This is a genomic window from Kribbella sandramycini, assembly GCF_013131805.1.
In the GTDB taxonomy this organism is placed as follows: Bacteria; Actinomycetota; Actinomycetes; order Propionibacteriales; family Kribbellaceae; genus Kribbella; species Kribbella sandramycini.
Genome location: NZ_JABJRC010000001.1, coordinates 438,813 through 462,877, shown reverse-complemented (window position 1 = coordinate 462,877; position 24,065 = coordinate 438,813). Strand labels below are relative to the sequence as shown.

General features: G+C 69.0%; 25 protein-coding genes. 18 read left to right on the top strand and 7 right to left on the bottom strand.

What is annotated here, in order from left to right; genetic code table 11:
• Window positions 1-9: 9 nt before the first annotated feature.
• The 3 genes from asnB to HPO96_RS01965 are packed head-to-tail and all read right to left on the bottom strand — an operon-like array spanning window position 10 to window position 4,473.
• Window positions 10-1,926: an asparagine synthase (glutamine-hydrolyzing) gene (gene asnB / locus HPO96_RS01975; protein WP_171670475.1), complete on the bottom strand. Its 1,917-nt coding sequence runs from the start codon at window positions 1,924-1,926 to the stop codon at window positions 10-12.
• A 1-nt stretch (window position 1,927) separates the two neighbouring features.
• Window positions 1,928-3,154 (bottom strand): glycosyltransferase, encoded by a 1,227-nt coding sequence (locus HPO96_RS01970; protein WP_202885463.1) that lies wholly within the window; start codon window positions 3,152-3,154, stop codon window positions 1,928-1,930.
• Entirely contained in the window at window positions 3,151-4,473 is a 1,323-nt protein-coding gene (locus HPO96_RS01965) for a UDP-glucose dehydrogenase family protein (protein WP_171670473.1), read from the bottom strand. The genes HPO96_RS01970 and HPO96_RS01965 overlap by 4 nt, the downstream gene beginning before the upstream one ends.
• 103 nt (window positions 4,474-4,576) lie before the next feature.
• Between HPO96_RS01965 and HPO96_RS01960 the strand changes: the two genes are divergently transcribed.
• A complete protein-coding gene (locus tag HPO96_RS01960; RefSeq protein WP_171670471.1) occupies window positions 4,577-5,161 on the top strand; it encodes a hypothetical protein in 585 nt (194 codons plus the stop codon).
• Window positions 5,158-5,820 carry a hypothetical protein gene (locus HPO96_RS01955; RefSeq protein WP_171670470.1) on the top strand — a complete coding sequence of 221 codons (663 nt, stop codon included), beginning with the start codon at window positions 5,158-5,160 and terminating at the stop codon, window positions 5,818-5,820. The genes HPO96_RS01960 and HPO96_RS01955 overlap by 4 nt, the downstream gene beginning before the upstream one ends.
• A 31-nt stretch (window positions 5,821-5,851) precedes the next feature.
• Here the strand turns inward: HPO96_RS01955 and HPO96_RS01950 are convergent, their stop codons facing one another.
• The 4 genes from HPO96_RS01950 to HPO96_RS01940 are packed head-to-tail and all read right to left on the bottom strand — an operon-like array spanning window position 5,852 to window position 7,413.
• Window positions 5,852-6,193 carry a helix-turn-helix domain-containing protein gene (locus HPO96_RS01950; RefSeq protein WP_171670468.1) on the bottom strand — a complete coding sequence of 114 codons (342 nt, stop codon included), beginning with the start codon at window positions 6,191-6,193 and terminating at the stop codon, window positions 5,852-5,854.
• Window positions 6,190-6,447 carry a type II toxin-antitoxin system RelE/ParE family toxin gene (locus HPO96_RS01945; RefSeq protein ID WP_337796475.1) on the bottom strand — a complete coding sequence of 86 codons (258 nt, stop codon included), beginning with the start codon at window positions 6,445-6,447 and terminating at the stop codon, window positions 6,190-6,192. The genes HPO96_RS01950 and HPO96_RS01945 overlap by 4 nt, the downstream gene beginning before the upstream one ends.
• Window positions 6,407-6,574: a hypothetical protein gene (locus tag HPO96_RS39490; protein ID WP_337796548.1), complete on the bottom strand. Its 168-nt coding sequence runs from the start codon at window positions 6,572-6,574 to the stop codon at window positions 6,407-6,409. Before HPO96_RS39490 ends, HPO96_RS01945 begins: the two co-directional genes overlap by 41 nt.
• A gap of 53 nt (window positions 6,575-6,627) precedes the next feature.
• Window positions 6,628-7,413 carry a class I SAM-dependent methyltransferase gene (locus tag HPO96_RS01940; RefSeq protein WP_171670467.1) on the bottom strand — a complete coding sequence of 262 codons (786 nt, stop codon included), beginning with the start codon at window positions 7,411-7,413 and terminating at the stop codon, window positions 6,628-6,630.
• A 158-nt stretch (window positions 7,414-7,571) separates the two neighbouring features.
• On the opposite strand from HPO96_RS01940, the gene HPO96_RS01935 reads away from it, so the two are divergent.
• The 16 genes from HPO96_RS01935 (at window position 7,572) to HPO96_RS01860 (ending at window position 24,058) form a co-directional block, all read left to right on the top strand.
• Window positions 7,572-8,648: an NAD-dependent epimerase/dehydratase family protein gene (locus tag HPO96_RS01935; RefSeq protein WP_171670465.1), complete on the top strand. Its 1,077-nt coding sequence runs from the start codon at window positions 7,572-7,574 to the stop codon at window positions 8,646-8,648.
• Window positions 8,648-9,877 (top strand): class I SAM-dependent methyltransferase, encoded by a 1,230-nt coding sequence (locus HPO96_RS01930; RefSeq protein ID WP_171670463.1) that lies wholly within the window; start codon window positions 8,648-8,650, stop codon window positions 9,875-9,877. Before HPO96_RS01935 ends, HPO96_RS01930 begins: the two co-directional genes overlap by 1 nt.
• Window positions 9,878-9,903: 26 nt before the next feature.
• On the top strand, window positions 9,904-10,731 hold the full coding sequence (locus tag HPO96_RS01925) for a sugar phosphate nucleotidyltransferase (RefSeq protein ID WP_171670462.1): 828 nt from the start codon (window positions 9,904-9,906) through the stop codon (window positions 10,729-10,731).
• Window positions 10,731-11,384 carry a PIG-L deacetylase family protein gene (locus HPO96_RS01920; protein ID WP_171670460.1) on the top strand — a complete coding sequence of 218 codons (654 nt, stop codon included), beginning with the start codon at window positions 10,731-10,733 and terminating at the stop codon, window positions 11,382-11,384. Before HPO96_RS01925 ends, HPO96_RS01920 begins: the two co-directional genes overlap by 1 nt.
• The gene (locus HPO96_RS39485; protein ID WP_171670458.1) at window positions 11,378-12,496 is read left to right on the top strand and encodes a class I SAM-dependent methyltransferase; all 1,119 of its coding nucleotides are present in this window, start codon (window positions 11,378-11,380) and stop codon (window positions 12,494-12,496) included. The genes HPO96_RS01920 and HPO96_RS39485 overlap by 7 nt, the downstream gene beginning before the upstream one ends.
• Entirely contained in the window at window positions 12,496-13,044 is a 549-nt protein-coding gene (gene rfbC, locus HPO96_RS01910; RefSeq protein WP_171670457.1) for a dTDP-4-dehydrorhamnose 3,5-epimerase, read from the top strand. Before HPO96_RS39485 ends, rfbC begins: the two co-directional genes overlap by 1 nt.
• Window positions 13,041-14,357, top strand: a complete 1,317-nt coding sequence (locus HPO96_RS01905; RefSeq protein ID WP_171670455.1) for a glutamate-1-semialdehyde 2,1-aminomutase — start codon at window positions 13,041-13,043, stop codon at window positions 14,355-14,357. The genes rfbC and HPO96_RS01905 overlap by 4 nt, the downstream gene beginning before the upstream one ends.
• A gap of 22 nt (window positions 14,358-14,379) precedes the next feature.
• Window positions 14,380-15,021 carry a phosphatase PAP2 family protein gene (locus HPO96_RS01900; RefSeq protein ID WP_171670453.1) on the top strand — a complete coding sequence of 214 codons (642 nt, stop codon included), beginning with the start codon at window positions 14,380-14,382 and terminating at the stop codon, window positions 15,019-15,021.
• Entirely contained in the window at window positions 15,018-15,980 is a 963-nt protein-coding gene (locus HPO96_RS01895; RefSeq protein WP_171670452.1) for a glycosyltransferase family 2 protein, read from the top strand. The genes HPO96_RS01900 and HPO96_RS01895 overlap by 4 nt, the downstream gene beginning before the upstream one ends.
• A 2-nt stretch (window positions 15,981-15,982) precedes the next feature.
• A complete protein-coding gene (locus HPO96_RS01890) occupies window positions 15,983-17,206 on the top strand; it encodes a polysaccharide pyruvyl transferase family protein (protein WP_171670450.1) in 1,224 nt (407 codons plus the stop codon).
• Window positions 17,203-18,477 carry an MATE family efflux transporter gene (locus HPO96_RS01885; protein WP_171670448.1) on the top strand — a complete coding sequence of 425 codons (1,275 nt, stop codon included), beginning with the start codon at window positions 17,203-17,205 and terminating at the stop codon, window positions 18,475-18,477. The genes HPO96_RS01890 and HPO96_RS01885 overlap by 4 nt, the downstream gene beginning before the upstream one ends.
• Window positions 18,474-19,616, top strand: a complete 1,143-nt coding sequence (locus tag HPO96_RS01880; protein WP_171670446.1) for a glycosyltransferase family 4 protein — start codon at window positions 18,474-18,476, stop codon at window positions 19,614-19,616. Before HPO96_RS01885 ends, HPO96_RS01880 begins: the two co-directional genes overlap by 4 nt.
• A gap of 260 nt (window positions 19,617-19,876) precedes the next feature.
• Window positions 19,877-21,367, top strand: coding sequence for a sugar transferase (locus HPO96_RS01875; RefSeq protein ID WP_337796474.1), 1,491 nt, complete (start codon window positions 19,877-19,879; stop codon window positions 21,365-21,367).
• The gene (locus HPO96_RS01870; RefSeq protein WP_171670443.1) at window positions 21,367-22,296 is read left to right on the top strand and encodes a GDP-L-fucose synthase family protein; all 930 of its coding nucleotides are present in this window, start codon (window positions 21,367-21,369) and stop codon (window positions 22,294-22,296) included. Before HPO96_RS01875 ends, HPO96_RS01870 begins: the two co-directional genes overlap by 1 nt.
• Window positions 22,293-23,276, top strand: a complete 984-nt coding sequence (gene gmd, locus HPO96_RS01865) for a GDP-mannose 4,6-dehydratase (protein ID WP_171670441.1) — start codon at window positions 22,293-22,295, stop codon at window positions 23,274-23,276. Before HPO96_RS01870 ends, gmd begins: the two co-directional genes overlap by 4 nt.
• 5 nt (window positions 23,277-23,281) lie before the next feature.
• Window positions 23,282-24,058 (top strand): WecB/TagA/CpsF family glycosyltransferase, encoded by a 777-nt coding sequence (locus tag HPO96_RS01860; RefSeq protein WP_171670439.1) that lies wholly within the window; start codon window positions 23,282-23,284, stop codon window positions 24,056-24,058.
• Window positions 24,059-24,065: the final 7 nt, after the last annotated feature.

The window sequence follows — 24,065 nt, the reverse complement described above, 5'->3', positions numbered from 1 at the left end:
TCTGTGTCCTTAGGAGGTGATCGTCACGCCGAGGGAACGCATGTGCCGCGTCCACGTCTCCAGCGTCAGCAACTGCCAGATCTGCTTCGAATAGTCCTCACGCCCGGCGCGTTCGTCGTCCACGAGCCGCTGCACGGCGGCCCGCTGCAGGAACCCGCTTTCGACCAGCTCGCCGCGCAGCAGGGTGTCGTCGACCAGCTCGCGCAGGTCGTTCCGCACCCAGGCCCGCAGCGGCGCGCTGAACGACGCCTTCGGCCGGTAGATGATCTCCTTCGGCAACCACGCCTCGGCCGCCTTCTTCAGCGCCAGCTTGCTCACCCGCCGGTGGATCTTCTGGCTGCCCGGGATCGAGAACGCCGCGCGCGCGACGATCGGGTCGACGAACGGCGTCCGGACCTCGGTCGAGGCGGCCATCGACGACCGGTCGGTGTAGGCCAGGTTCAGCCCGGGCAGGAACATCCGCGAGTCGGCCAGGCACATCCGGTTCACGTGATCGTCGAGGGTCGTGTCGTGGTAGATGTCGCTGTGCTCGGCGAGCAGCTTCCCGACGTACGGCTCCAGGTCCGGGCTCAGCAGCCCGGTCAGCTGATCGCCGTCGTACATCGTGTAGCTGCGCCGGAAGGCTTCTTCCTCGGGCAGGTTCGCGAACGTCTCGAACCGCTTCGCCCAGCGCGCGTAGCGCAGGCCGCGCCCGCGCACGGTCACCGGGAGCCGGCGTACGGCTGGTCCGATCAGCCCGTTGCGCAGGACGCCGGGCAGTTGCTGGTACTGCGCGCCCATCACACAGGCGAGGTGTTTGCGGTAGCCGCCGAACAGCTCGTCGGCGCCCATGCCGGACAGCAGCACCTTCACTCCGGCGTCGCGCGCGGTGTCGCACATCAGCAGCGTGTTGATCGCGGCCGGGTCGCCGATCGGCTCGTCGAGCATGTCGACGACCCGCGGCAGCAGCTCGACGACGTCCGGCGCGATCTCGATCTCGTGCAGGTCGATCCCGAACTGCTGGGCCACCTTGCGCGCGTAGATCGCGTCGTCCGGCATCGCTTCGAGTTTCTGGTCCTGCGCCCGGAAGGTGATCGTGTACGAGTCGACCGCCGGGTCCATCCGCTTGGCCAGCACGGTCACCAGGCTCGAGTCGAGCCCGCCGCTCAGGAACGTCGAGACCGGTACGTCGGCGACCATGTGCGCCGCGACCGACTCCTCGATCACTTGGCGCAGGTCGGCCGGCGGACCCGCCGCGGCCTCGGTCGCGACGTCGGTCACCCGCCAGTACGTCTCGTGCCGGCTGCCGCCGTCCGGCCGGAACTCGGCCCACGAGCCGGGCGTCAGCTTCTCGACGCCCTCGATCGCGCAGCGCTGCTCGGGCAGCCAGTAGTAGAGCATCGACGAGATCAGCGCGCCGGGCTCGGTCCGCAGTTCGGGGCCGACGGCCGCGACGATCGCCTTCAGCTCGGAGGCGAACAGGATGCCGTCGCCGCGGCGCAGGAAGTACAGCGGCTTGATGCCGAGCGGGTCGCGGGCCAGGTAGAGACTGCCGCTCTCCTCGTCGAGGATCGCGAACGCGAACATGCCGCGGAACCGCTTGAGCGCGTCCGGCCCCCAGCGCCGCCAGGCCTCCAGCACCACCTCGGTGTCGGAGTTCGTCCGGAACGCGACGCCGGACTTCGCCAGCTCGGCGCGCAGCTCCTTGTAGTTGTACAGCTCGCCGTTGTAGCAAAGCGTCAGACCGCGCTTGCTGAACGGCTGGTCCGCTGCCGACGACAGGTCGATGATCGACAGCCGCCGGTGCGCCAGGACGGCGAACACGTCCGGCTCCTCGAAGCGGTACACCGAGGCGGCATCCGGACCGCGGTGCGCGATCCGGTCACTCATCACCGCGGCCAGCGCGTTACCGTCGCGCTGCTGGTAGCAACCGGCGATCCCGCACACCTCAGGACCCCGTCGCGCGGACGACGGTGAACGGGGTGACGTGACCGGTGAGCCGGCCGTACACCTCCAGGTACGCCTTCTGCTGGTGCTTCCAGGCGAGCACCTGCTCGACCCGATCCCGGCCGAACCGGCCCATCCGGCGCCGCGCGACCTCGTCGTCCAGCAGGTCGACGATCGCCTGGCCGTACTTTGCGACGTCGTTCGGCTCGACGTACACCGCGGCGTCCGCGGCCGAGACCTTGGTCTCGATCAGGTCGAAGGCGACGACGGGCAGCTCGAACGCCATGTACTCCATCGTCTTGTTCATCGTGGAGACGTCGTTCAGCGGGTTCTTCGGGTCCGGCGAGAGGCCCAGGTCGGCGGTCGACATCACCGCGCGGACCGTCTCGTCCGGCACCCGGCCGGTGAACTCGATGTGCTCGGCCAGCCCCAGCTCGTCGCGGAGCGCGACGACCTCGTCGAACGAGTCGCCGCCGCCCATCAGCGTGAACTTGATGTCGGTGCGGCCGAGGTTGTTGACGATGTGGTCGGCCGCGCGGACGACGATGTCGACTCCGTCCTGCGGGCCCATCACGCCGATGTAGGTGACCAGGTACTTGTGCCCGTCGCGCAGCGACTCGTCCGGGGTGCTGCGCTGCAGCTTGTCCGGGTCGGGGCCGGTGCGGACGACGGTGACGTCGTGGTTGGCCTTACCGCTACGGGTGATCGCGATCCGCCGGTACGAGTCGTTGGTCGACGTCACGTGGTCGGCCGTCCGGTGCGTCATCCGCTCCAGGAAGCGCAACCCCTTGTACGGCAGGGACGTCGTCCCGCCGAACCGGGACTGGAACAGCTCCGGGCACAGGTCGTGGTGGTCGAAGACGAACTTCGTCCGGTCCAGCCGGCGGAGCAGGATCGCGATCGGCCAGAAGATGTCCGGCGGGTTGCAGGCCTGCAGGACCTGGAACTTGCCGGCCTTACGGGCGCGCAGCACCAGCAGCAGCGTCATCAGGAACGAGTACGCGTACTCGAGGATGAACCCCGCCTTGCTGCCGCCCGGCGCGTAAGCCTTGTACTGATGGACGGCGACGCCGTCGATCACCTGGTACGACGGGTCGCCCGGGCCCTTCGGGCAGACGACCGTGACGTCGTACCCGGCGCCCTTCAGCGCCTTGCACTCCTCCCAGACCCGGCGGTCGAACGGGACCCACAGGTTCTGGATGATGATCAGGACGCGCGGACCGCTCACCAGCCGACTCCTTCGTATCCGGGCAGGGCCTCGACGTCCGCGCCGAGCCGGCCGCTCAGGTCGATGGTCCGGGCCGGTGGGGTGGCCAGGAGCGCCTCGACGGCGGCCGGATCGGTCGCGGAGACCAGGGCGACGTCGGCGCCGCGGAGCGCGGCGGCCGGATCGTCGGTGAGAACCCGCTGCAGGTGCGGAAGTTTGGACTCGACGTGCCGCAGGTTGGCGCCGACCAGCCGAGCCGGGTTCACGATCGCGTCGTAGATGCGCAGGTTGTAACCCTTGCCGATCAGCCGCTCGGCGAGCTCGACATTCGGGCTCTCGCGCAGGTCGTCGGTGGAGACCTTGAAGCTCAGCCCGAGCAGCGCGACCTCGCGGCCGGGCCCGGCGATCACCCGGTCGACGACGTCGCTGACCGTGCGCTCGTTGGTGGCCAGCGTGCCGGCCAGTAGCGGCAGCTCGGTGTCGTTGACGCGCGCCAGGTGCAGCACCGAGCGCAGGTCCTTCGGCAAGCACGAGCCGCCGAACGCGAACCCGGGCTTCAGGTAGTACGGCGAGATGTTCAGGCTGGTGTCCTGGACGAACAACCGCATCACCTCACGGGAGTCGACCCCGTAGTTGCGGAAGATCCGGCCCATCTCGTTCGCGAACGAGACCTTCGTCGCGTGGAACGCGTTACAGGCGTACTTGAGCGCCTCGGCCGTCCGGACGTCGACGACCTGGACCTCGACGTTCAGGAAGCCGAACAGCTCGGTCAGCTGCGCGCCGACCGTCGGGTACTGCGTCCCGACCACGACGAACGGGGGCTCGTAGAAGTCCGCCAGCCCCGACCCCTCGCGAAGGAACTCCGGGCACATCGCCGTCCCGATCGTCAGCCCGGCCGGCGCCGGCAGCTCGGCCAGCACGCCCGCGACCACCTCGTCGACCGTTCCCGGCGGCACGGTGCTGCGGATCACGATGCTGTGGAAGCCCGACTCCGGCGGCGACACCACGTGCGCCGCCTCGGCGATGTCCCGCACGGCCCGCTTGATGTACGTCAGATCCGTACTCCCGGCCGCGGTGGACGGCGTCCCCACACAGATCAGCGAGACATCGGCCCGCTCCAGCGCGAGCCGCGGATCCGTCGTCGCGTGCAACCGCCCCGACGTCACCCCCGCGGCGACCAGCTCGTCCAGCCCGGGCTCGACCACCGGACTGTGGCCCTCGGTGATCGGCCCGACCTTCGCGGTGTCGACGTCGACACCCCAGACCTCGTGCCCGGCGGCAGCCAAACACGCGGCGGTGACCGACCCCACATACCCCAGACCGAAAACGGCAACCTTCATAACGCCCCCCACAGGCTCAGAACACGGCAGCGCCCAAAAGAGCACCCACCAGCCCCCGCTGATACACCCCCTGAAGAATTTCGCGGAAAGTATCCTGAGTCACATGCAGTCCCACCACGACCTCCCCAACGGCGACCGCCTCTGGATATCCGCCCCCGACACCGTCGCGGCGGCCCTGCCGGGAATCGTCGAACTCTTCCGCTCCGGCGAATCCGAGGAGGTCTTCTTCGGCAACCAACGCCCCGAGGGCGCCGTCATCTCCTTCGCCCGGTGGCACGAGTACGAGTCGCTGAAAGCCGAGGCGGCCGCCGACCTGGTCGACGAACAGCGCTTCCGCGAGAACCTGCCGCCCGCCGACCGGACCCCGTACGAACCTCGAACCCCGGGCGCCGTCCTGGACCCCGGCGCCGCGCGCGACGCGGTACTCCACCTCGGCCCAGCCCCGGTCTTCATCGGCGCCGACGACCGTCCGGAGGGCGTCGTCATCAGTTTCGACACCTGGCTCGACTGCGAACAGGTCAAAGCGGACGCCGAAGCCGACCGGCGCCGCTACGACCTCGTCCGCGAACGCCTGGCCGACGCCGACGACCCCACCAAGTGGATCAGCTTCGAGGACATGATGGCCGAGTTCGGACTCGATCCGGACGCGGACGACCTCGAGCCGCCCAAGGGGCACCAGCCGTCGTGAAGTTCCACCTGATCGTCCACGACGATTTCAAGCAGGACATGGTCCGTTTGCACGCTGCGTGGCAGCGGGATCCGACAAGCCCGGAAGGGCTCGAGTTCCAGGCGGCTGTCGCCGGCCTGAAAGCGCTCCGTGAAGGTCGTGAGGACGCGTACGTCGGGAAGCAGCTCGGCTCCGGCCCCCGGTCCTACGATCTGCGCGACTGTGCGGAACTCAAAGTTCCCGTCGTAGCCGAGTGGACGTCACACGGACGCCCGCTCGGCCCGTCGCACCGCCTGGTGTACCGCGAGTTCGAGCCCTTGCCGACTGTCGAGGGCGGTCGGGTCGTTCACGACCCGGCCGCGACCCCCTACCGGCACGCAGTCGCCTTCGCGCACCGTGCTGACGATCCTGCATCGATCGCAGGCGAGCGCCTCGGCAGGCAGCGGTCGGTGCTCGATCGTGACCTGTACGGGCTGACCGGTGGCGGCCGGCCTTCGGTGGGGCCGGACGGGCGGGAGGGGGCGCAGACGACGCCGCACCGGATTCCGGTGCCGGGCGACTTGCTGCGTCAGGCCGCCATCTTGCGTGACAGCCCGCCGCCGACCCCGCGCCCTCCGGGTGGCGAGCCGGGCGCGGCTGCTCGGCATCCGGGTGGACCTGGGCAGCAGCGGGAGCGGTAGGTCCCCGACAGCTGGGCCGGGGCGGAAGCGGTCAGGCCGCGTCGGTGGTGTGCGCGATGAAGGAGACCTCGGCGCTGTCATTGTCGAGCGCGATGTTCAACGAGGCGTCGAGGGCCTGCGCTAGCCGGGCGAGCAGCGGGAGCGTCGGGACAGTGTCCGAGCCTTCGATCCGAGAGATCTTGGCCTGCGTCAAGCCCGCACGGACGGCCAGCTCCGTCTGCGTGAGGCCGAGCGCCGTACGGCGTTCGTAGACAGCCTGAGCAAGTGCCATCGACAGCCGGATCTCCCGCCTGGCCTCGGCGACATCCGCAGGCTCGGTAAAGCCTTCGCTCAGCTTCCGCTCGCGCAAGGTCTTCCATCGGCTGTGGCTCATGATTCCACCTCTCCTGCCTCGATGCTCCGAACGAATTCGTCGTGGGCCGGGCCGTGTTCGGCCTCGCAGACCTTCTTGGCCTGCAACGCTCGCTTCACCTCACTGTCCTCGCGCATTCGCGTCTTGCGAAAGACCGTCAGCAAGACCACGCGGCGGCCGGGCGCCAACCAGTAGGTGATTCGCATCGCCGCTCCGTCAAGGGTTGGGCGCAACTCACGGACTCCCTCGCCGAGATGGCGTGCATATGGGTTCACCCAGCGACTGGGCCGATCGCGCAAGCAGGCCGACGAACTCGTCGATCTTGAGGAAGTGTTTGGCCGGTAGGCTCTCCAGCCAGGCGCGTACCTCAGGCTCGATCTCGACCAGGTAGAGCTCCTCCACATCGGTCAGCGTATATGTCGTTGGCGACATAACAATCGCCGCGGCGGGTTGTCTCAGTTCTTGCGGAGCAAGTAGTAGGCGTAGCGGTGGTCGAGGTTGTTCTGGGGGACGAGGTAGAGGGACTCGGGGGTGAAGCCGAGGCGGGTCATGTCGGTCCAGAAGGTGTCGATGGGGTACGCCGTCATGCTGGCGGCGGTCGACTCGCGGTAGCGGTGGCGGCGGGAGGCGGTGCGGCGGTCGGTGGTTTGGTACTTGGTTTGGACGAAGGCGAGGGCGCCGGGTTTGAGGAGGTCGGCGGCGATCTTCATCAGGCGCAGGCCGTAGTCGGGGCTGGGGACCAGCTCCAGGACGTAGAGGCAGAGGAACAGGTCGGCTTGGCCGATCTGTTCGACGGCGGCCTCGGGGTCGGTCAGGTCGGCTTCGACCGGGGTGAACGGCGTGCCGGTGGCGGCCATCTCGCGGGCGCATTCGGCCAGGGTGGTGGCGTTGACGTCGACCCCGACGAATTCGCGGCAGTGCGGGGCGAAGGCGACGGCGTTGGCGCCGCCGCCGCAGCCCCATTCGACGACGCGGTCGAAGCTGCCGCTCGGGGCGACGTTCGCGAGCCGGGCGAACAGCTTCCAGTGCTCGGTGCCGACCGCGGCCCAGTCGACCGAGTTGAAGATGCCGGCGTCGCGGATGTGCGAGTTGCCGCGCCAGGTCGGCAGGTCGCTGCCCTCGGTCCAGTACGAGCGCGCATCGTGTGCAAGCCGTTCCTCCGAGTCGCCGAGACCGAGCCGGACCGTTGTCCGGTCGACGGCCTCGCGCAGCAGACCGCGGGCTGATCCGATCACGCTCATGGAGCCTCCTCAGGTCGCGCGTCCCGCCCGGGCGGCGACACCGAAGAGAGCTGAGTCACAGCGTGGTTGATACAAGCATCCCGATTCGATGTATCAGGACGGCTCGAAGCGGATCTGTATGAGGCGACAGGGGAGTGTCGGGGTGAGGGAGCGTACGGATGAGAGTGCTGGTCACCGGCGATCGGGGTTACATCGGAGCCGTGATGGTGCCGTTCCTGCGGGATGCGGGCCATTCCGTGGACGGGCTGGACACGGGACTGTACGAAGGATGTGACCTGCTGGGCGGCCCGGATCCGATCGGGACGCGCAGGCCGCGGGACATGCGGGACGTCCGCCCGGAGGAGCTCGAGGGGTACGACGCGGTGGTCTGTCTGGCCGCCCTGTCCAACGACCCGCTGGGCAACCTGGACAAGGAGGCGACGTACTCGGTCAACCTGAACGGCACGCTGAACGTCGCCCAGGCGGCCAAGGATGCCGGCGTCGAGCGGTTCCTGTTCGCGTCCAGCTGCAGCCTGTACGGCGCGGCCGGCTCCGAGGCGGTCGGCGAGGACGCCGAGATGTTCCCGGTGACGGCGTACGGCGAGACCAAGGCGCTGGCCGAGCAGGAGCTGTCGAAGCTGGCCGACGACAACTTCAGCCCGACGTACCTGCGGAACGCGACGGCGTACGGCGCCTCGACGCGGCTGCGGCTGGACATCGTGGTGAACAACCTGACCGCGGTCGCGCTGACCACCGGCCAGGTCCGGCTGGAGAGCGACGGCACCCCGTGGCGGCCGCTCGTCCACATCGAGGACATCAGCCGCGCGTTCCTGGAAGTCATGGAGTCGCCGCGGGACCTGATCCACGACGAGGCGTTCAACGTCGGCCGGTCCGAGGACGTCGTCCAGGTCCGCGACATCGCCGAGATGGTCAAGGAGGTCGTCCCCGGCTCGACGCTGTCGATCGCCGACGGCGCCGGCCCGGACCTGCGCAACTACAAGGTCGACTTCAGCAAGCTGAACGACACCTTCCCGGATCTGAAACTGGCCTGGACGGTCCGCAAGGGCGTCGAGGAGATGTACGCCGCCTACCAGCGGCACGGCCTGACCTACGACGACTTCACGTCGGCCCAGTTCGTCCGGCTGCGCCGGATCCAGCAGCTGCTCGACAAGGGGCTCGTCGACAGCCAGCTGCGCCGCCAGACCGACGTCCAGTTCCCCGGCCCGCTGGCCGATGTTTTCAAGGAGTCCAACTGATGGCCGCTGTGGATTGCCGCCTCTGCGGCCAGGAGCTGACCCGGACGTTCGTCGACCTCGGCATGTCGCCGCCGTGCGAGAGTTTCCTGCGCGCCGACCAGATCGACGCCGGTGAGACGTTCTACCCGCTGAACGTGCGGATCTGCGACAACTGCCTGCTCGTCCAGCTGCCGGCCTACGTCGCGGCCGACGACGTGTTCAGCGACTACCTGTACTTCTCGTCGTACTCGACCAGCTGGGTCGAGCACGCCCGCCGGTTCGTCGTCGACATGCAGGAGCGGCTCGACCTCGGCGCGGAGAGCCTGATCGTCGAGGCCGCGAGCAACGACGGCTACCTGCTCCAGCACGCGACCGCGCTCGGCATCCCGGTGCTCGGTATCGAGCCGGCCGGCAACATCGCCGCGATCGCGAACGAGAAGGGCATCCGGACCGAGAGCTACTTCCTCGGCGAGGCCACCGGCACCGACGCCGCCGCCCGCCACGGCAAGGCCGACCTGGTGGTCGGTAACAACGTCTTCGCGCATGTCCCGGACATCGTCGACTTCGCCAAGGGCCTGCGCGCGCTGGTCAAGGACGACGGTCTGGTGTCGCTGGAATTCCCGCACCTGCTCCGGCTGATCGAGCGTCGCCAGTACGACACGATCTACCACGAGCACTATTCGTACCTGTCGCTCAAGACCGCTTCGCTCGCGCTGGAGAAGGCCGGGCTCAAGGTCGTCGACGTCCAGGAGCTGGCCAGCCACGGCGGCTCGATCCGCGTCTTCAGCACGCCGATCGAGACGGCGGGGCAGCCGACCGAGCTCGTCGGCAAGGTCCTGCAGGACGAGGCGGACGCCGGGCTGCACACGGTCGAAGGGCACTCCGGTTTCGCGAACGAGGTCTTCACGATCAAGGCCGAGCTGGTCGAGTTCCTGATCCAGGCGCAGCGCGACGGCAAGACGGTCGCCGGGTACGGCGCTCCTGGTAAGGGCAACACGCTGCTCAACCACTGCGGCATCCGCGAGGACCTGCTGCCGTACACGGTCGACCGCAGCCCGCACAAGCACGGGATGTACCTGCCGGGCACGCACATCCCGATCTTCGCCCCGGAGCGCCTCGCCGAGACGCGCCCCGACTACATCCTGATCCTCCCGTGGAACCTGCGCGAGGAGATCGTCCACCAGCTCGGCTACGCCCGGGAGTGGGGCGCGAAGTTCGTCGTCCCGATCCCGCGCCTCGAAGTCATCTAGAACGTCTGTGGGGGAAGGAAAGTCTGATGAAGGTCGTGATCTTCTGCGGTGGGTTCGGGCTGCGGATGCGCAGCGGGGTGGACTCGGCGCCGAAACCGATGATGACGATCGGCGACCGGCCGGTCCTGTGGCACGTGATGCGGTACTACGCGCATTTCGGGCACACCGAGTTCATCCTGGCGCTGGGCTTCGGCGGCTCGGCGGTCAAGGAGTACTTCCTGCGCTACGAGGAGACGGTCTCCAACGACTTCGTGATGACCAAGGGCGGGCAGCGGATCGAGCTGCTCGACTCCGACATCAGCGAGTGGAAGATCACCTTCGTCGACACCGGGATCGACACCTCGATCGGCGAGCGGCTGCGCCGGGTCCGGCCGTACCTGGAGGACGACGACGTCTTCCTGGCCAACTACGGCGACGTGCTCACCGACGCCCCGATGGACAAGATCGTCGACCACGTCATCTCCAGCGACGTGACGGCGAGCCTGCTTGCGGTGCCGCCGCAGGCGTCCTTCCACGTGGTCGAGTTCGGCACCGACTCGCGCGTCACCGGGTTGCGCTCGGCGGCCGATCTGAACGTCTGGATCAACGGCGGCTACTTCGTGATCAAGAAAGAGATCTTCGACGTCCTGAACGAGGGCGAGGACCTGGTCGGCGACGCGTTCCCGCGGCTGTCCGCGGTCGGCAAACTCGAAGCCATTCCGCACCACGGGTTCTGGGCGCCGATGGACACCCTCAAGGAGCGCAGCCAGCTCGAGGAGCTGTACCGCTCAGGCAAGAAGCCGTGGGCGCTGTGGTCCCACGAGAACCGCCGGCCGAACCCGCCGGCCACCGACCCGGTAGTGGTGGCGATCTGATGCTGCCGTTCCAGCTCGGCCTGATCGACGGGCCGGTCCACATCGTTGCCCTCGGCGCGCATCCGGACGATATCGAGATCGGCTGCGGCGGCACGCTGCTCAAACTGGCCGAATCGGTGCCGGAGCTGACCGCCGAGTTCGTGATCGCGACCGGTACGCCGCTCCGGCTCGAAGAGGCCCGGCACGGCGCGGAGCTGTTCCTGCCCGAGTGCGAGGTGACCGTCACCTCGGCCGAGCTGCCGGACGGTCGCCTGCCCGCGCACTGGAACGAGACCAAGGAGTTGCTGGAGGCAACGGCCCGGGGCGATGGCCGGAAGCCCGACCTGGTGCTTGCCCCGAGCAAGCACGACGCGCACCAGGATCACCGGCTGATCGCCGAGCTGGCGCCGACGGTGTGGCGCGACCATCTCGTGCTGCACTACGAGATCCCCAAGTGGGACGGCGACATGAGCCGCCCGTCGCTGTACGTCGAGCTCACCGAGGAGCAGTTGCGGGAGAAGGTCGCCCGGCTGCACAAGGCCTACCCCTCACAGGTTGCGCACGACTGGTTCGACGAGGAGATCTTCACCGGGCTCGCGCGGATCCGCGGGATGGAGTGCCGCGCCCGGTACGCCGAAGCCTTCACGACCGGTAAGGGGATGCTGACGTGGTGAACTGCCGGGGCTGCGCCTCCGACGACGTCGTCCTCGTGGTCGACATCGGCGACCAGCCGGTCGCGGACCTCTTCCCGCCGGCCGACGCGCCTGGGCCCGATCCGCGGTGGCCGCTGTCGTTGTGGCTGTGCCGCGACTGCACGCTCGTCCAGCTCGGCCCGGTCGAGGCGCAGATCGCCGAGGAGCCGCTGGCGGTCGAGTCGGCGACGAGCCTCGCGCACGCCGAGTCCTCGGTGAAGGAGATCCTGCGCGACTACCCGGAGCTTGCCGGGGGCATCGTCTTCGAGTTCGGCAGCCCGCACGGCGGCTCCTGGCTGGAGCACCTGTACGCCGCGGGCTCGCGCCTGGCCGGCGACGGCGAGCGGGCCGACCTGGTCATCGACGTCCACGGCCTGGTGCACGAGCCCGCGATGGGCGACAGCTTCGAACTGCGCGCCGAGCGGCTCGCGCCCGGCGGCCTGCTGGTGATGGAGTTCCACCACCTGCTGCCGCTGTTCGTGGGCAACCAGTTCGACACGATCCGGCACGGGCACTGGTCGTACCAGTCGCTGCGCGCCGTCCGGAACATTGCCGCCCGCAACGGGCTGGCGGTCGAGTCGGTCAAGCAGGTCGAGATGTTCGGCGGCAGCCTGATGGTGATGCTGCGGCACACCGCCGACGCGAAGCCGGACCCGTCGGTCGACGTCATCCTGGCCGATGAGGAGGCCGCGGGGATCGCCGACGAGATCCAGCTGGCCAGCCTGCAAGAGGCCGCTTGGCACGCCGCGGGCGCGCTGCACGCCGAGCTGACCCGGCACAAGGCGGCCGGACGCCGGGTGCTCGGGTACGGCGCTCCGTCCAAGGCGCCGGTCCTGCTCGACCTCAGCAAGGTCGGCGCCGACCTGCTGGAGTTCACCGTCGACAAGGCGCCCGGCAAACACGGCCGCCGGATCCCCGGCGCGTGCATGGTCCCGATCCGCCCGGTCGAGGAGCTGAAGGCCGCCCGGCCGGACGTCGTCCTGGTGCTGACCTGGGATATCGCCGAAGAGGTGATCGCGCAGCTCGAGGCCGACGGCGGCTGGGGCGCGACGTACCTCGTCCCGCTGCCCGAACCGCACGAGTTGAGGCGCTGATGCAGGTCGAACAGGTCGCCAACATCGCCGGAGCGCTGATCTTCCGGCCGACGCCGCATGTCGACGAGCGCGGGTTCTTCTCGCGGACGTTCGACCGGGACGTCGTCAAGCAGGCCGGGCTCGACCCGGACGCGTTCGTCCAGGACAGCATCTCCCGCTCCCGGCGCGGCGTCGTCCGCGGGATGCACATCCGCGCGGGCGCGGGGGAGGCGAAGCTGGTCCGCTGTTCGGCCGGCGCCGTACTCGACGTCGTCGTCGATCTGCGGCCCGGCTCACCGACGTACCGGCAGCGCGAGACCTTCGACCTGACCGGCGAGAACCAGGTGACGATCTACGTCCCGGCCGGCTGTGCGCACGGGTTCCAGGCGCTCACCGAGCCGGCCGACGTGTCGTACCGGATCGACCGGGCGCACGACCCCTCCGAGGACGTCTCGATCCGTTGGGACGACCCGGAGCTCGACATCCACTGGCCGCTGCCGGTGACGCTGATGTCCGAACGGGACCTCGCGGCGCCGTCGCTGGCCGAGGCGATCGCGAGGCTGACATGACCAAGTCGTTCGAGAAGTCGATCGCCGCGAACCAGCGGCTGCACGCGGCCATCCCCGGCGGCGCGCACACCTACGCCAAGGGCGACGACCAGTACCCGGCCGACATGGCGCCGGTGATCGAGCGCGGCCTCGGCGCGCACGTCTGGGATGTCGACGGCAACGAGTACATCGAGTACGGCTCCGGCCTGCGCGCGGTCAGCCTCGGGCACAAGCACCCGCGGGTGCTGGAAGCGGTCCGCCGCGAGCTGGACCGCGGGACGAACTTCGTCCGGCCGAGCATCCTGGAGGCCGAGGCGGCCGAGCGGTTCCTGGCCTCGGTGCCGACCGCGGAGATGGTGAAGTTCGCGAAGAACGGCTCGGACGCGACGACGGCCGCGGTCAAACTCGCGCGCGCGATCACCGGCCGGGCCAAGGTCGCGATCTGCTCCGACCACGCGTTCTTCTCCACCGACGACTGGTTCATCACCCGGACGCCGATGGCGGCCGGCATCCCGGACGCGATCGGCGACCTGACCGTCGCGTTCCCGTACGGCGATCTGGCCGCGACCGAGGAGCTGCTGCGCCGCCACGACGGCGAGATCGCCTGCCTGATCCTGGAGGCGGCGACCCAGCAGGAGCCCCCGGCCGGTTACCTGGAAGGCCTGCGCGACCTGGTCCACTCCTACGGCGCGCTGCTGGTCTTCGACGAGATGATCACCGGCTTCCGGTTCTCCGAGGCCGGCGCGCAGGGCATGTACGGCGTCACCCCGGATCTGTCCACGTTCGGCAAGGCGCTCGGCAACGGGTTCGCCGTGTCGGCGCTGGCCGGGAAACGCGAGTACATGGAGCGCGGCGGGCTGCGGGACAGCAACGAGCGCGTCTTCCTGCTCTCCACCACGCACGGCGCCGAGTCGCACGCGCTGGCGGCCGCGATGGCGGTCATGGACGTGTACGCCGAGGAGGGGATCGCCGCGCGCCTTCAGGAGCGTGGCGACAAGCTCGCGGCCGGCGTCCGTGAGGTGGCGCTCGCAGCCGGGGTCGAGGAGCACGTGCTGGTTCGCGGCCGGTCCTGCAACCTCGTGTTCGCGACGCTCGACGAGAACCACGCGCCGTCCCAGCCGTACCGGACGCTCTTCCTGCGCGAGCTGATCCTCGGCGGCGTGATCGGCCCGTCGTTCGTGGTCAGCAGCGCGCTGACCAACGAGGACATCGATCGGACGATCGAGGTGGTCGGGCAGGCCTGCACGGTTTATCGCAAGGCGCTCGACGCTCAGGACGTCTCGGCGTTCCTCCCCGGTCGGCCGGTCCAGCCCGTCTTCCGTAAGTACGCGTGAGAGGGGAACTGTGACTCCGAGGATGTCAGTGGCGCACCGCTGGGCTGTGGTCAGTCTGGTGGTGTTCCTGGCATTGGCTGTGTACGTCACAGTCGACCCGACCGACAACTTCGACCGGATGGCACGCGAGGTGTTCCGGCCCGATGACGTCTGGGGCCCGTGGCAACTGGCGTTCGGCTGGGTCGTGGACACCGCCGGCCCGCCGGTGGCGCTTTTCGCGCTCGCACTGGCCGGGCTGGTGGCCGCCGTCCGGCGCCGACTGCTGACCCCGCTCGTCTATGTGGTCGGCGTCGCCGTTGTCGCCGTGTTCGTCACCCAGGTGACCAAGGCGGTGTTACAGCGACCCGATCCGCATGGCGACGTCGGCGTACTGAGTGGTTCGTACCCGTCCGGGCACACAGCGGTGCTGCTGTGTTGTCTGGGCGGGATCTTGTTCGTCTGGCGCCGCCAACCGCCGCTGTGGGCGTGGTGGCTCGTGCTCGTGGCCGAACTGACCATGGGCTTCGCACTCCTGGTGCTGTCGATGCATTGGTTCACCGATGTCGTCGGCGGCTTTCTGCTGGCAGTTCCCGTTCTGGCGCTCGCATCGTCGCGGCGCTTCCTCGATCCGGTGCACCGGACCATCCGCCCCTCGGCCGTCGACTCAGTTGGGAGCCCGACATGACCCACCCCAGACTCAGCATCGGCCTACCGGTCTACAACGGCGAGGAGTACCTCGCGCAGTCGCTGGACGCCGTCCTCGGCCAGACGTACACCGACTTCGAGCTGATCCTGTCCAGCAATGCGTCGACGGATGGCACGGACGACATCTGCCGGGACTACGCCGCCCGTGACGAGCGGATCACGTTCTACCGCCAGGAGCGCAACGTGGGAGCCGCACCGCACCACGACTTCGTCTTCCGCAAGAGCCACGGCGAGTACTTCAAGTGGGCCTCGGGCGACGACCTGTGGGGCCGGGAGCTGGTAGCCCGCTGCGTCGAGATGCTCGACGCGCACCCGGACGCCGTCCTGACCCATTCGTACACGGCGGCGATCGACGGGACGGACAACGTCATCCAGGCGCTGGAGTACCCGCTGCACACCGACGCGCTGGAAGCGCCGGAGCGGCTGCGCAGCATGCTGCGGGACGGCGATCTGCCCGGTGCGATCCAGGCGGACGACTTCTACGGCGTCATGCGCGCCGACGTGCTGCGCAAGGTGAAGCCGCACGACAGCTTCTACCACGCGGACCAGGTGTTCATGGCCGAGGTCGCACTGCACGGGCGCTTCCTGCAGGTGCCGGAGTGGCTGTACTTCCGCCGGCACCACGAGGGCCGTGCGCTGCAGGCCAACCCGACGATCAGCAGCTGGTCGCGGAACCTGGACCCGAAGCGGGCCAACAAGCTGGTGCACCCGCCGGTGCGGCTGGTCGCCGAGTACATCGGCGGCTACTTCGCCGCCGTCCGCCGGTCACCTCTGTCCGCAGCGGACAAGCGCGCCTGCAACCGGCACATCCGGCAGTGGCTGACCAGCCGCGTCACCCGGCGCCTTCCGGGCGCGGAGCGGCCGCAGCCGATCACGTACTTCGGTGCGGTCGACAAGTTGTCGTTGGGCGCACTCGTCGCCGGTCAGGAGGGGCGCTGACGATGAAGGTCGGACTCTACGGACGCCTCGGCGGCGGCAACATCGGCAACGATGCGATGCTCGACGCCGTTCTCGACTACCTGCGGAAGAAACGCCCGGACGCCGAGCTGGACTTCATGTGCGAAGGGCCGGAGGCGATCACCAAGCGCTTCGGCGTCCCGGCGGTCGAGCTGCACTGGATGCAGTCCCGCAAACCCGCTCGCAACCGCATCGTGCAGAAGCTGCTGACGCTGCTGCGGATCGGGCCGGCCGCGATCATCGACACCTGGCGGACCGGTCGGTGGGTCCGCCGGCATGACGTGGTGATCATCCCCGGCGCCGGCGTCCTGGAGGCGACGTTGCCGCAGCGGCCCTGGGAGCTGCCCTACAGCATGCTCGTGATGGCGGTTTGCGGCGTTCTGTTCGGTGTGAAGACCGCACTGGTCTGTGTCGGCGGCTCTCGGGTCGAAGAACCGCTCATCCGCTACCTGCTGCGCTCTGCGGCGCGCATGGTCACGTACCGGTCGTTCCGGGACGAATACTCACTCGGGGTCGGCCGCGAAACCGGTGTGGCCAAACCGCAGGACCGTGCGTACGCCGATCTCGCGTTCGCGCTGCCTGTCGAACTGGCGCGCGATCCGGAGCCCAGATCGGTCGGTGTCGGGGTGATGGCGTACTACGGCGCCCCGACCGACAGACCGCGAGCTGATGCGGTCCATGCGGAGTACGTCGGCCAGATGTGCGCGTTCGTTCGCAGACTGGTCGACTCCGGGCGCAGCGTCCGGTTGCTGATCGGAGACGCACTCGACGAAGAGGTCGCGAAGGCAGTGGTCGACGACGCGCAGTCGTACTGGACCGGCTCCGGCCCGGTGCCGGTCAGCTACCAGCCGTTCACGTCGTTCGACGGTCTGCTGGACCAGGTCGCTTCGGTGCAGACAGTCGTTGCCATGCGCTACCACTGCGTCGTTGCCGGTCTGAAACTCGGCCGTCCGACGCTGGCGATCGGATACGGCCGCAAACATGACGCACTGATGGCAGACATGGGTCTGCCGCAATACGTCCAGGATGTCCGCACCCTCGACCTCGACCGGCTGGTCGAGCAGGTCGCGGAGCTGGAGTCCCTCGAACCGCAGATCATCAAGACGCTCGCCGAGCGGGCCGCGGACTGCCGCGAACGGCTCGAAGAGGGTTTCAAGGATCTCGACACCGCGCTGTTCACTTCCACGAGGACGCAGGTCACCAGATGAGCACAAACCTGCGGCGGCAGGTCGCCGGCCGGCTGGGGTGGGGGATCGCGGACCAGGCGGTCTCCAGCCTGGGCAACTTCCTGCTCGGCGTCTTCGTGGCCCGCCTGCTCGGCGCCACCGGCCTGGGCGCCCTGGGCCTGGCCTTTCTCGCCTACTCGATCGCGCTGAACTGCTCCCGCGCGCTGTCGACCGACGCGCTCATGGTGCGCTTCAGCGTCGCGGACGACGCGAAGCGCCGCGAGGCCGTCGCCGCGGCCGGAGGCGTCGCGCTGCTCGTCGGTGTGGTCGGCGGCGCCTTGTGTGTCGGGATCGGGTTCGCCATGCGTGGCGTCTCGGGGACCACCGGCGCGGCCTTCATCGCGCTCGGCGTCGTGCTGCCCGGTCTGATGCTGCAGGACAGCTGGCGGTCGGCGTTCTTCGCGGCCGGCGAGGGCCACAAGACCTTTCTGAACGACACGGTCTGGACCGTGCTGATGATCGGCGGCCTGTTCGCCGGCCAGTACCTGGGCTTCGGACTGACGGCCGCACTGTTCACCTTCGGCGGGACGGCGGCCATCGCCGGACTGTTCGGCATCTGGCAGGCCGGCGTGCTGCCGCGGCCAGCTGCGGCAGCGGGCTGGCTGCGCAGTCACAGCGACCTCGGCGTCCGGTTTCTGATCGAGAACGTCGTACTCGGCGCCGGCGGCCAGATTCGGCCGCTGATCGTGGCAGCGACCGGTGGGCTCGCCGCCGCGGGCGCGATTCGCGGTGCGGAGATGCTGATCGGTCCGGTGGCCGCGCTGCTGATGGGCGTCGGTCAGGTCGCCGTACCGGAAGCGGCTCGGGCGCTGGGCCGTAGCGACCGGGCGCTGTGGAAGCTGTGCAGCGCTCTGAGTGGTGGGCTGGCCAGCATGGCGCTGGCCTGGGGTGTTGTGATTCTGCTGGTCTTCCCGCTCGGCCTCGGTGAGTTGGTGCTCGGCTCGGTGTGGCTGGGTGCGGAGGCGCTGGTCCTCGGTGTGATCGTCAGTGCGACCGCAGGCTGCATGCAGGTCGGGCCTTCGGCTGGACTGCGTGCGTTGGGACGTGCTGACCAGACGATGCAGGTGCAGGTCATCGTGACGTCCCTGTTCGTCGCGTTGGCCACGCTCGGCGGCTTCTTTTGGCAGGCGCAAGGCGTGGTGTGGGGGAGTGCCAGCGCCTCGGTGTTCGGTGCCGCGCTGTGGTGGTGGAAGCTGGCCAAGGCCCGCCGCGAACACGTCGCCGGTCTTGTCGTCGCAGGAGCGCCCGCATGAGCGAGATCGTTATTGCCAGTCTGATGCGGTACGCCGGTGGTTCTGGACTGCAGAGCCACGTTCGGACCTTCGACTCCTACCTGCGCAGCCTGGGCGCGCCGGTGCAGGTCGTCACACCGTTCGAGGCGCGCTCACCGTTCGTACTGCCGATTTTCGCCGCCAGGATCGGCATCCGGCCGGTCAGCCGGGCTGCGGCGGTCTGGTGGCATCAGTTCTGGCATGCGCGCTACCTGAAGACCGCATTGGCCCGCTGGCTTGAGGAACGACCGGATGCGGTCATCTATGCGCAGTGTCCGATTTCGGCCGGTGTCGCGCTTGAAGTTCGGACGACGCAGCCCGTGGTGATGGTGGCGCACTTCAACGTCTCACAGGCCGATGAGTGGGCTGATGAGGGTGAGCTGCCGCGCAACGGCCGGTTGTTCCGGTCGATCCGCGCATTCGAGGAGCGTGTGCTCAGCCGGCTCGACGGAATCGTCTATGTGTCCGACTACACGAAGACCGGGCTGGAGAACCAGGTCCCGGCGCTGAAGGTCGTACCGAACGCCGTCGTACCGAACCCGGTCGCGCCGAGCCAGGACCGCGGCTTGACCACCCCGCGGGCCGACCTGATCACTGTCGGCCGGTTGGACTCCCGCAAGAACCACCGGTACCTCCTCGACATCCTGGCCGCTGCTGCGTCCCGAGGGCACCGCTACACCCTCTCTGTGGTTGGGGACGGCGGCGACCGTGCTGCGCTGGAGGCGCACGCGGCCGAGCTCGGACTGGCTGACCAAGTGACGTTCCTCGGCTACCGGCCGGACGCTCGGCGGCTGATGCGGGAACACCGTTTGTACTGCCACACCTCCAAGACCGAGAGCTTCGGCATCGTCCTGGTCGAGGCGATGGCCGAGGGCGTTCCGGTACTGGCCGCGCCGGTCGGCGGCGTCCCCGAAGTGCTGCGGTCGGGCACGGACGGCCTGTTCTGGCCGCTCGAGAACGCCGAGGCCGCTGCGGACGTATTGATCGGATTGATGGTCGACGAGCCGGAGCGCGACCGGATGGCGGCCGCGGCCGTGCAGCACGCGCAGACCTGCTTCTCCACCGAGGCGGCCGGCCGGCAGTTGCTGGAGTTCGTCGGAAGTGCCCGTTCTCGGGTCTGAGACTGCCTGTCTTCCTGGCCGCCGGAGTGTGTGCAAGTTCTCTGCAACGGTTCGGCCCAGTTGCTCGCCGGGTCCGGACGGCCGTAGTAATCTGCGGTGACCCGCCGCCGACCGGCGGGTTAATTCTGGGGATGTGAGGCTCTCAAGGATTTCGCCGTCACTTAGGACGGCGATCACCGTTTGACAGGTATGAAGCGCAGACTGCAGACTTCGCCGGGCACCGTCCGTGACCGGGCGATTGCAGCATGGAACGAGGGCGAGTGAGCGGAGCAGAGGCGCCGGGCGCGGTCGACGGACGCCGCCCGCTCTGGGTCGTACCGCACGAGGTTCCGGCCATCGTTCCGCGCTCGTCGCGATCGACCGAGCCGCAGTGGGTCGGCGTCTACCGGTGGGCCGCCGTCGGCGGCGATCTGCTCGCCGCGATGCTCGGGGTCTTCGTCGCCCTGCTGACCAGGTTCGGCAGCGAGGTCGGCAGTGGCTACCTGATCGTCAGCAGCCTGCTGCCGCTCGGCTGGGTCGCCGCGGTCGCGCTGTCCAAGGGCTACGACCCGCGCTTCTTCGGCGTCGGGCCGGACGAGTTCCGCTCGCTGCTGCGCTCCGGCGTCGGGCTGACCGCGGCCGTCGCGATGGCGTCGTACGTGACCAAGACCGAGATCGCCCGCGGCTTCGTCGTGCTGGCGATCCCGGTGATGTGCGCCTCCGCCCTGTTCCTGCGCTACGCCCTGCGCAAGGACCTGCACCGGCACCGCGTCCGCGGCCGCTGTATGCACAGGGTTCTCGTGGTCGGGCACAGTGGCCCGGCCGCAACTTTGTGCGAGCACCTCGAGAGCCGCCCGACCGACGGGTTCCGCGTGGTCGCGACCTGCCGCCCGCGCAGCGACGCCGAGCCGGACGCGCTGCTCCAGCCCGACGAGCTGGACGAGGCCGACATCCTGGCCGCCGCCGACCGGCACGCGGTCGAGGTCGTTGCCATCGCCACCGATCCCGAGCTGGCCGGGCAGTCGCTGCGCCGGCTGTCCTGGGCGCTCGAGCAGCGCGGCGTCGAGCTGATCGTCTCCCCGGGCATCATCGAGGTCGCCGGCCCGCGGATCTCCGTGCGTCCGGTGGCCGGCCTCTCGCTGCTGCACCTGGAGCGGCCGTCGGTCAGCGGCGGCCCGCACCTGATGAAGGCGGTCTTCGACCGGCTGTTCGCGCTCGGCATGATCATCCTGCTGGCGCCGCTGCTGGCCGGTCTGGCGCTCGCCGTCTGGTTGTCCAGCCCGGGCCCGGTGCTCTTCCGGCAGCAGCGCGTCGGCCGTGGCGGCGCCGAGTTCACCATGCTGAAGTTCCGGAGCATGTACGCCGATGCCGAGCAGCGCCTCGGCGATCTGTACACGCTCAGCGACGGCAACGGCGTCATCTTCAAGATGCGCAACGACCCGCGGATGACGCCGCTCGGCCGCTGGCTGCGGCGCTTCTCGCTCGACGAGCTGCCGCAGCTGTTCAACGTGCTGCGCGGCGACATGTCGATGGTCGGCCCGCGCCCGCCGCTGGCCGAAGAGGTCGCGCTGTACGCCGCCGACGACTCGCGGCGGATGCTGGTCAAACCCGGGCTCACCGGCCTGTGGCAGGTCAGCGGCCGCAGCGACCTGTCCTGGGACGAGTCGGTCCGGCTCGACCTGCGCTACGTCGACAACTGGTCGATGACCCTTGATCTGCTGATTCTCTGGAAGACCGTGCGTGCGGTGATCTACGGCGCGGGAGCGTACTGATGGATGTTGGTGGGACCGTCTACGTGGCCGGCCATCGCGGCCTGGTCGGGTCGGCGATCTGGCGGCGGCTGCAGGCGGCCGGGTACACCCGGCTGATCGGGGCGGCGTCGTCCGAGCTGGATCTGCGCGACCGCGCGGCGACGTCCGCCTTCTTCGCGGAGCACCGGCCGGAGGTGGTGATCGACGCGGCCGCGCGGGTCGGCGGGATCCTCGCGAACCGGGATCATCCGACCGAGTTCCTCAGTGACAACCTGCGGATCCAGGTGAACCTGATGGATGCCGCGCTCGAGGTGCGGACGCCGCGGCTGCTGTTCCTCGGGTCGTCGTGTATCTACCCGAAGTACGCCGAGCAGCCGATCCGCGAGTCGAGTCTGCTGACCGGCGAGCTGGAGCCGACCAACGACGCGTACGCGATCGCGAAGATCGCCGGGATCATGCAGGTCCAGGCGGTCCGCCGGCAGTACGGGCTGCGCTGGATTTCGGCGATGCCGACCAACCTGTACGGGCCGAACGACAACTTCGACCTGACCAGCTCCCATGTGCTGCCCGCGCTGATCCGGCGGTTCCACGACGCGAAGGTGTCGGGTGCGCCAGAGGTCGTGCTCTGGGGGACGGGCACGCCGCGGCGCGAGTTCCTGCACGTGGACGATCTGGCCGACGCCTGCCTGCACCTGCTGGAGCACTACGACGCGCCGGAGCCGATCAACGTCGGCGTCGGCGAGGACGTGACGATCCAGGAGCTGGCCGCGCTGGTCGCCGAGGTGGTCGGCTACGAAGGGGCCCTGAGCAACGATCTGTCCAAACCGGACGGGACGCCGCGCAAACTGCTCGACGTCAGCCGGCTCGGCGAGCTCGGCTGGAAACCGTCGATCACCCTGGCCGAGGGCGTCGCGGCCACCTACGCCTGGTACCTGGAGAACGCAGTATGAAGAAGGCCTTGATCACCGGTATCACGGGCCAGGACGGTTCCTACCTGGCGGAGCTGCTGCTCGCCAAGGGCTACGAGGTGCACGGGCTGATCCGCCGCGCGTCGACGTTCAACACCAAGCGGATCGACCACCTGTACGAGGATCCGCACCAGTCGGACAAGCGGCTGTTCCTGCACTACGGGGATCTGACCGACGGGTCGCGGCTGGTGACGTTGCTGGCGTCGATCCGGCCGGTCGAGGTCTATCACCTGGCGGCGCAGTCGCATGTGCGGGTCTCGTTCGACGAGCCCGAGTACACCGGCGACACGACCGGGATGGGGACGACCCGGCTGCTGGAGGCGATCCGGATGGTCGGGCTGGACTGCCGGTTCTACCAGGCCTCGTCGTCGGAGATGTTCGGCGCGACGCCGCCCCCGCAGAACGAGGACACCCCGTTCTACCCGCGCTCGCCGTACGGCGCCGCGAAGGTCTACGGGTACTGGATGGCGCGGAACTACCGCGAGGCCTACGACCTGTTCGCGGTGAACGGCATCCTGTTCAACCACGAGTCGCCGCGGCGCGGTGAGACGTTCGTGACCCGGAAGATCACCCGCGCGGTCGCGGCGATCAAACTGGGCAAGCAGGATCGGTTGTACCTGGGGAATCTGAGCGCCTGCCGCGACTGGGGCTACGCGCCGGAGTACGTCGAGGCGATGTGGCGGATGCTGCAGCACGACACCCCGTCCGACTACGTCGTCGCGACCGGGACGTCGTACTCGGTCCGTGATTTCGTTGCGCTGGCCTTCGACCACGTCGGGCTGGACTGGGAGAAGTACGTCGATCACGACACCCGGTACGAGCGCCCGACCGAGGTCGACTCGCTGATCGGTGACGCCTCCAAGGCGACCACCGAGCTCGGCTGGAAGGCCCAGACCCATGTGCCCGAGCTGGTTCGCATCATGGTCGATGCCGATCTCGCCGCGCTGACCCCGGAGGACTGACCCGAATGACCGACCTGGAGGCTCCGGCCACCGCCGCGGACCGTGTCGATGTGCTCGGCGTCCACGTCAGCGTGACGAATCTCGACGACACCGTGGCGACGTTCGCGCGCTGGATCGACGACGGCGCTCGGGAGCTGGTCTGCGTGACCGACATGAACGCGCTGCTGCACGCCCGCGCCGACGAGCGGCTGACCGAGGTGTACAACACCGCGGGCCTCGTCGTCCCGGACGGAATGCCGCTGGTCTGGGCCGGGCAGAAGGCCGGCTTCGAGCAGATGGACCGCGTCGCCGGGCCCGACCTGCTCGAGCGCGCGATGGCCGAGGCGGCCGAGCGTGGCTGGACGCAGTACTTCTACGGCGGCGCCGAGGGTGTCGCCGACGAGCTGCGGATGGCCTTCCAGGAGCGGCATCCGGCGCTGAAGGTGGTCGGGGTCGAGTGCCCGCCGTACCGCGCCCTGACGGCCGAGGAGGACACGGACGTCGTCGCCCGGCTGAACGAGGCGCGTCCGGATATCGTCTGGGTCGGGCTGGGCGCGCCGAAACAGGAGCGCTGGATGGCCGAGCACCGCTCGGTCCTGAACGCCCCGATCCTGGTCGGCGTCGGCGCGGCGTTCGACTTCCACACCGGCCGGCTGGACCGCGCGCCGTTGTGGATGCAGCGCGCCGGGCTGGAGTGGAGCTACCGGCTCTACAAGGAGCCGCGGCGGCTGTGGAAGCGGTATCTGATCGGTATCCCGCGTTTCGTGTTCGGCGTCCTGCGCCGCCCGCCGCGCGCTGTGTAGCGTGCGG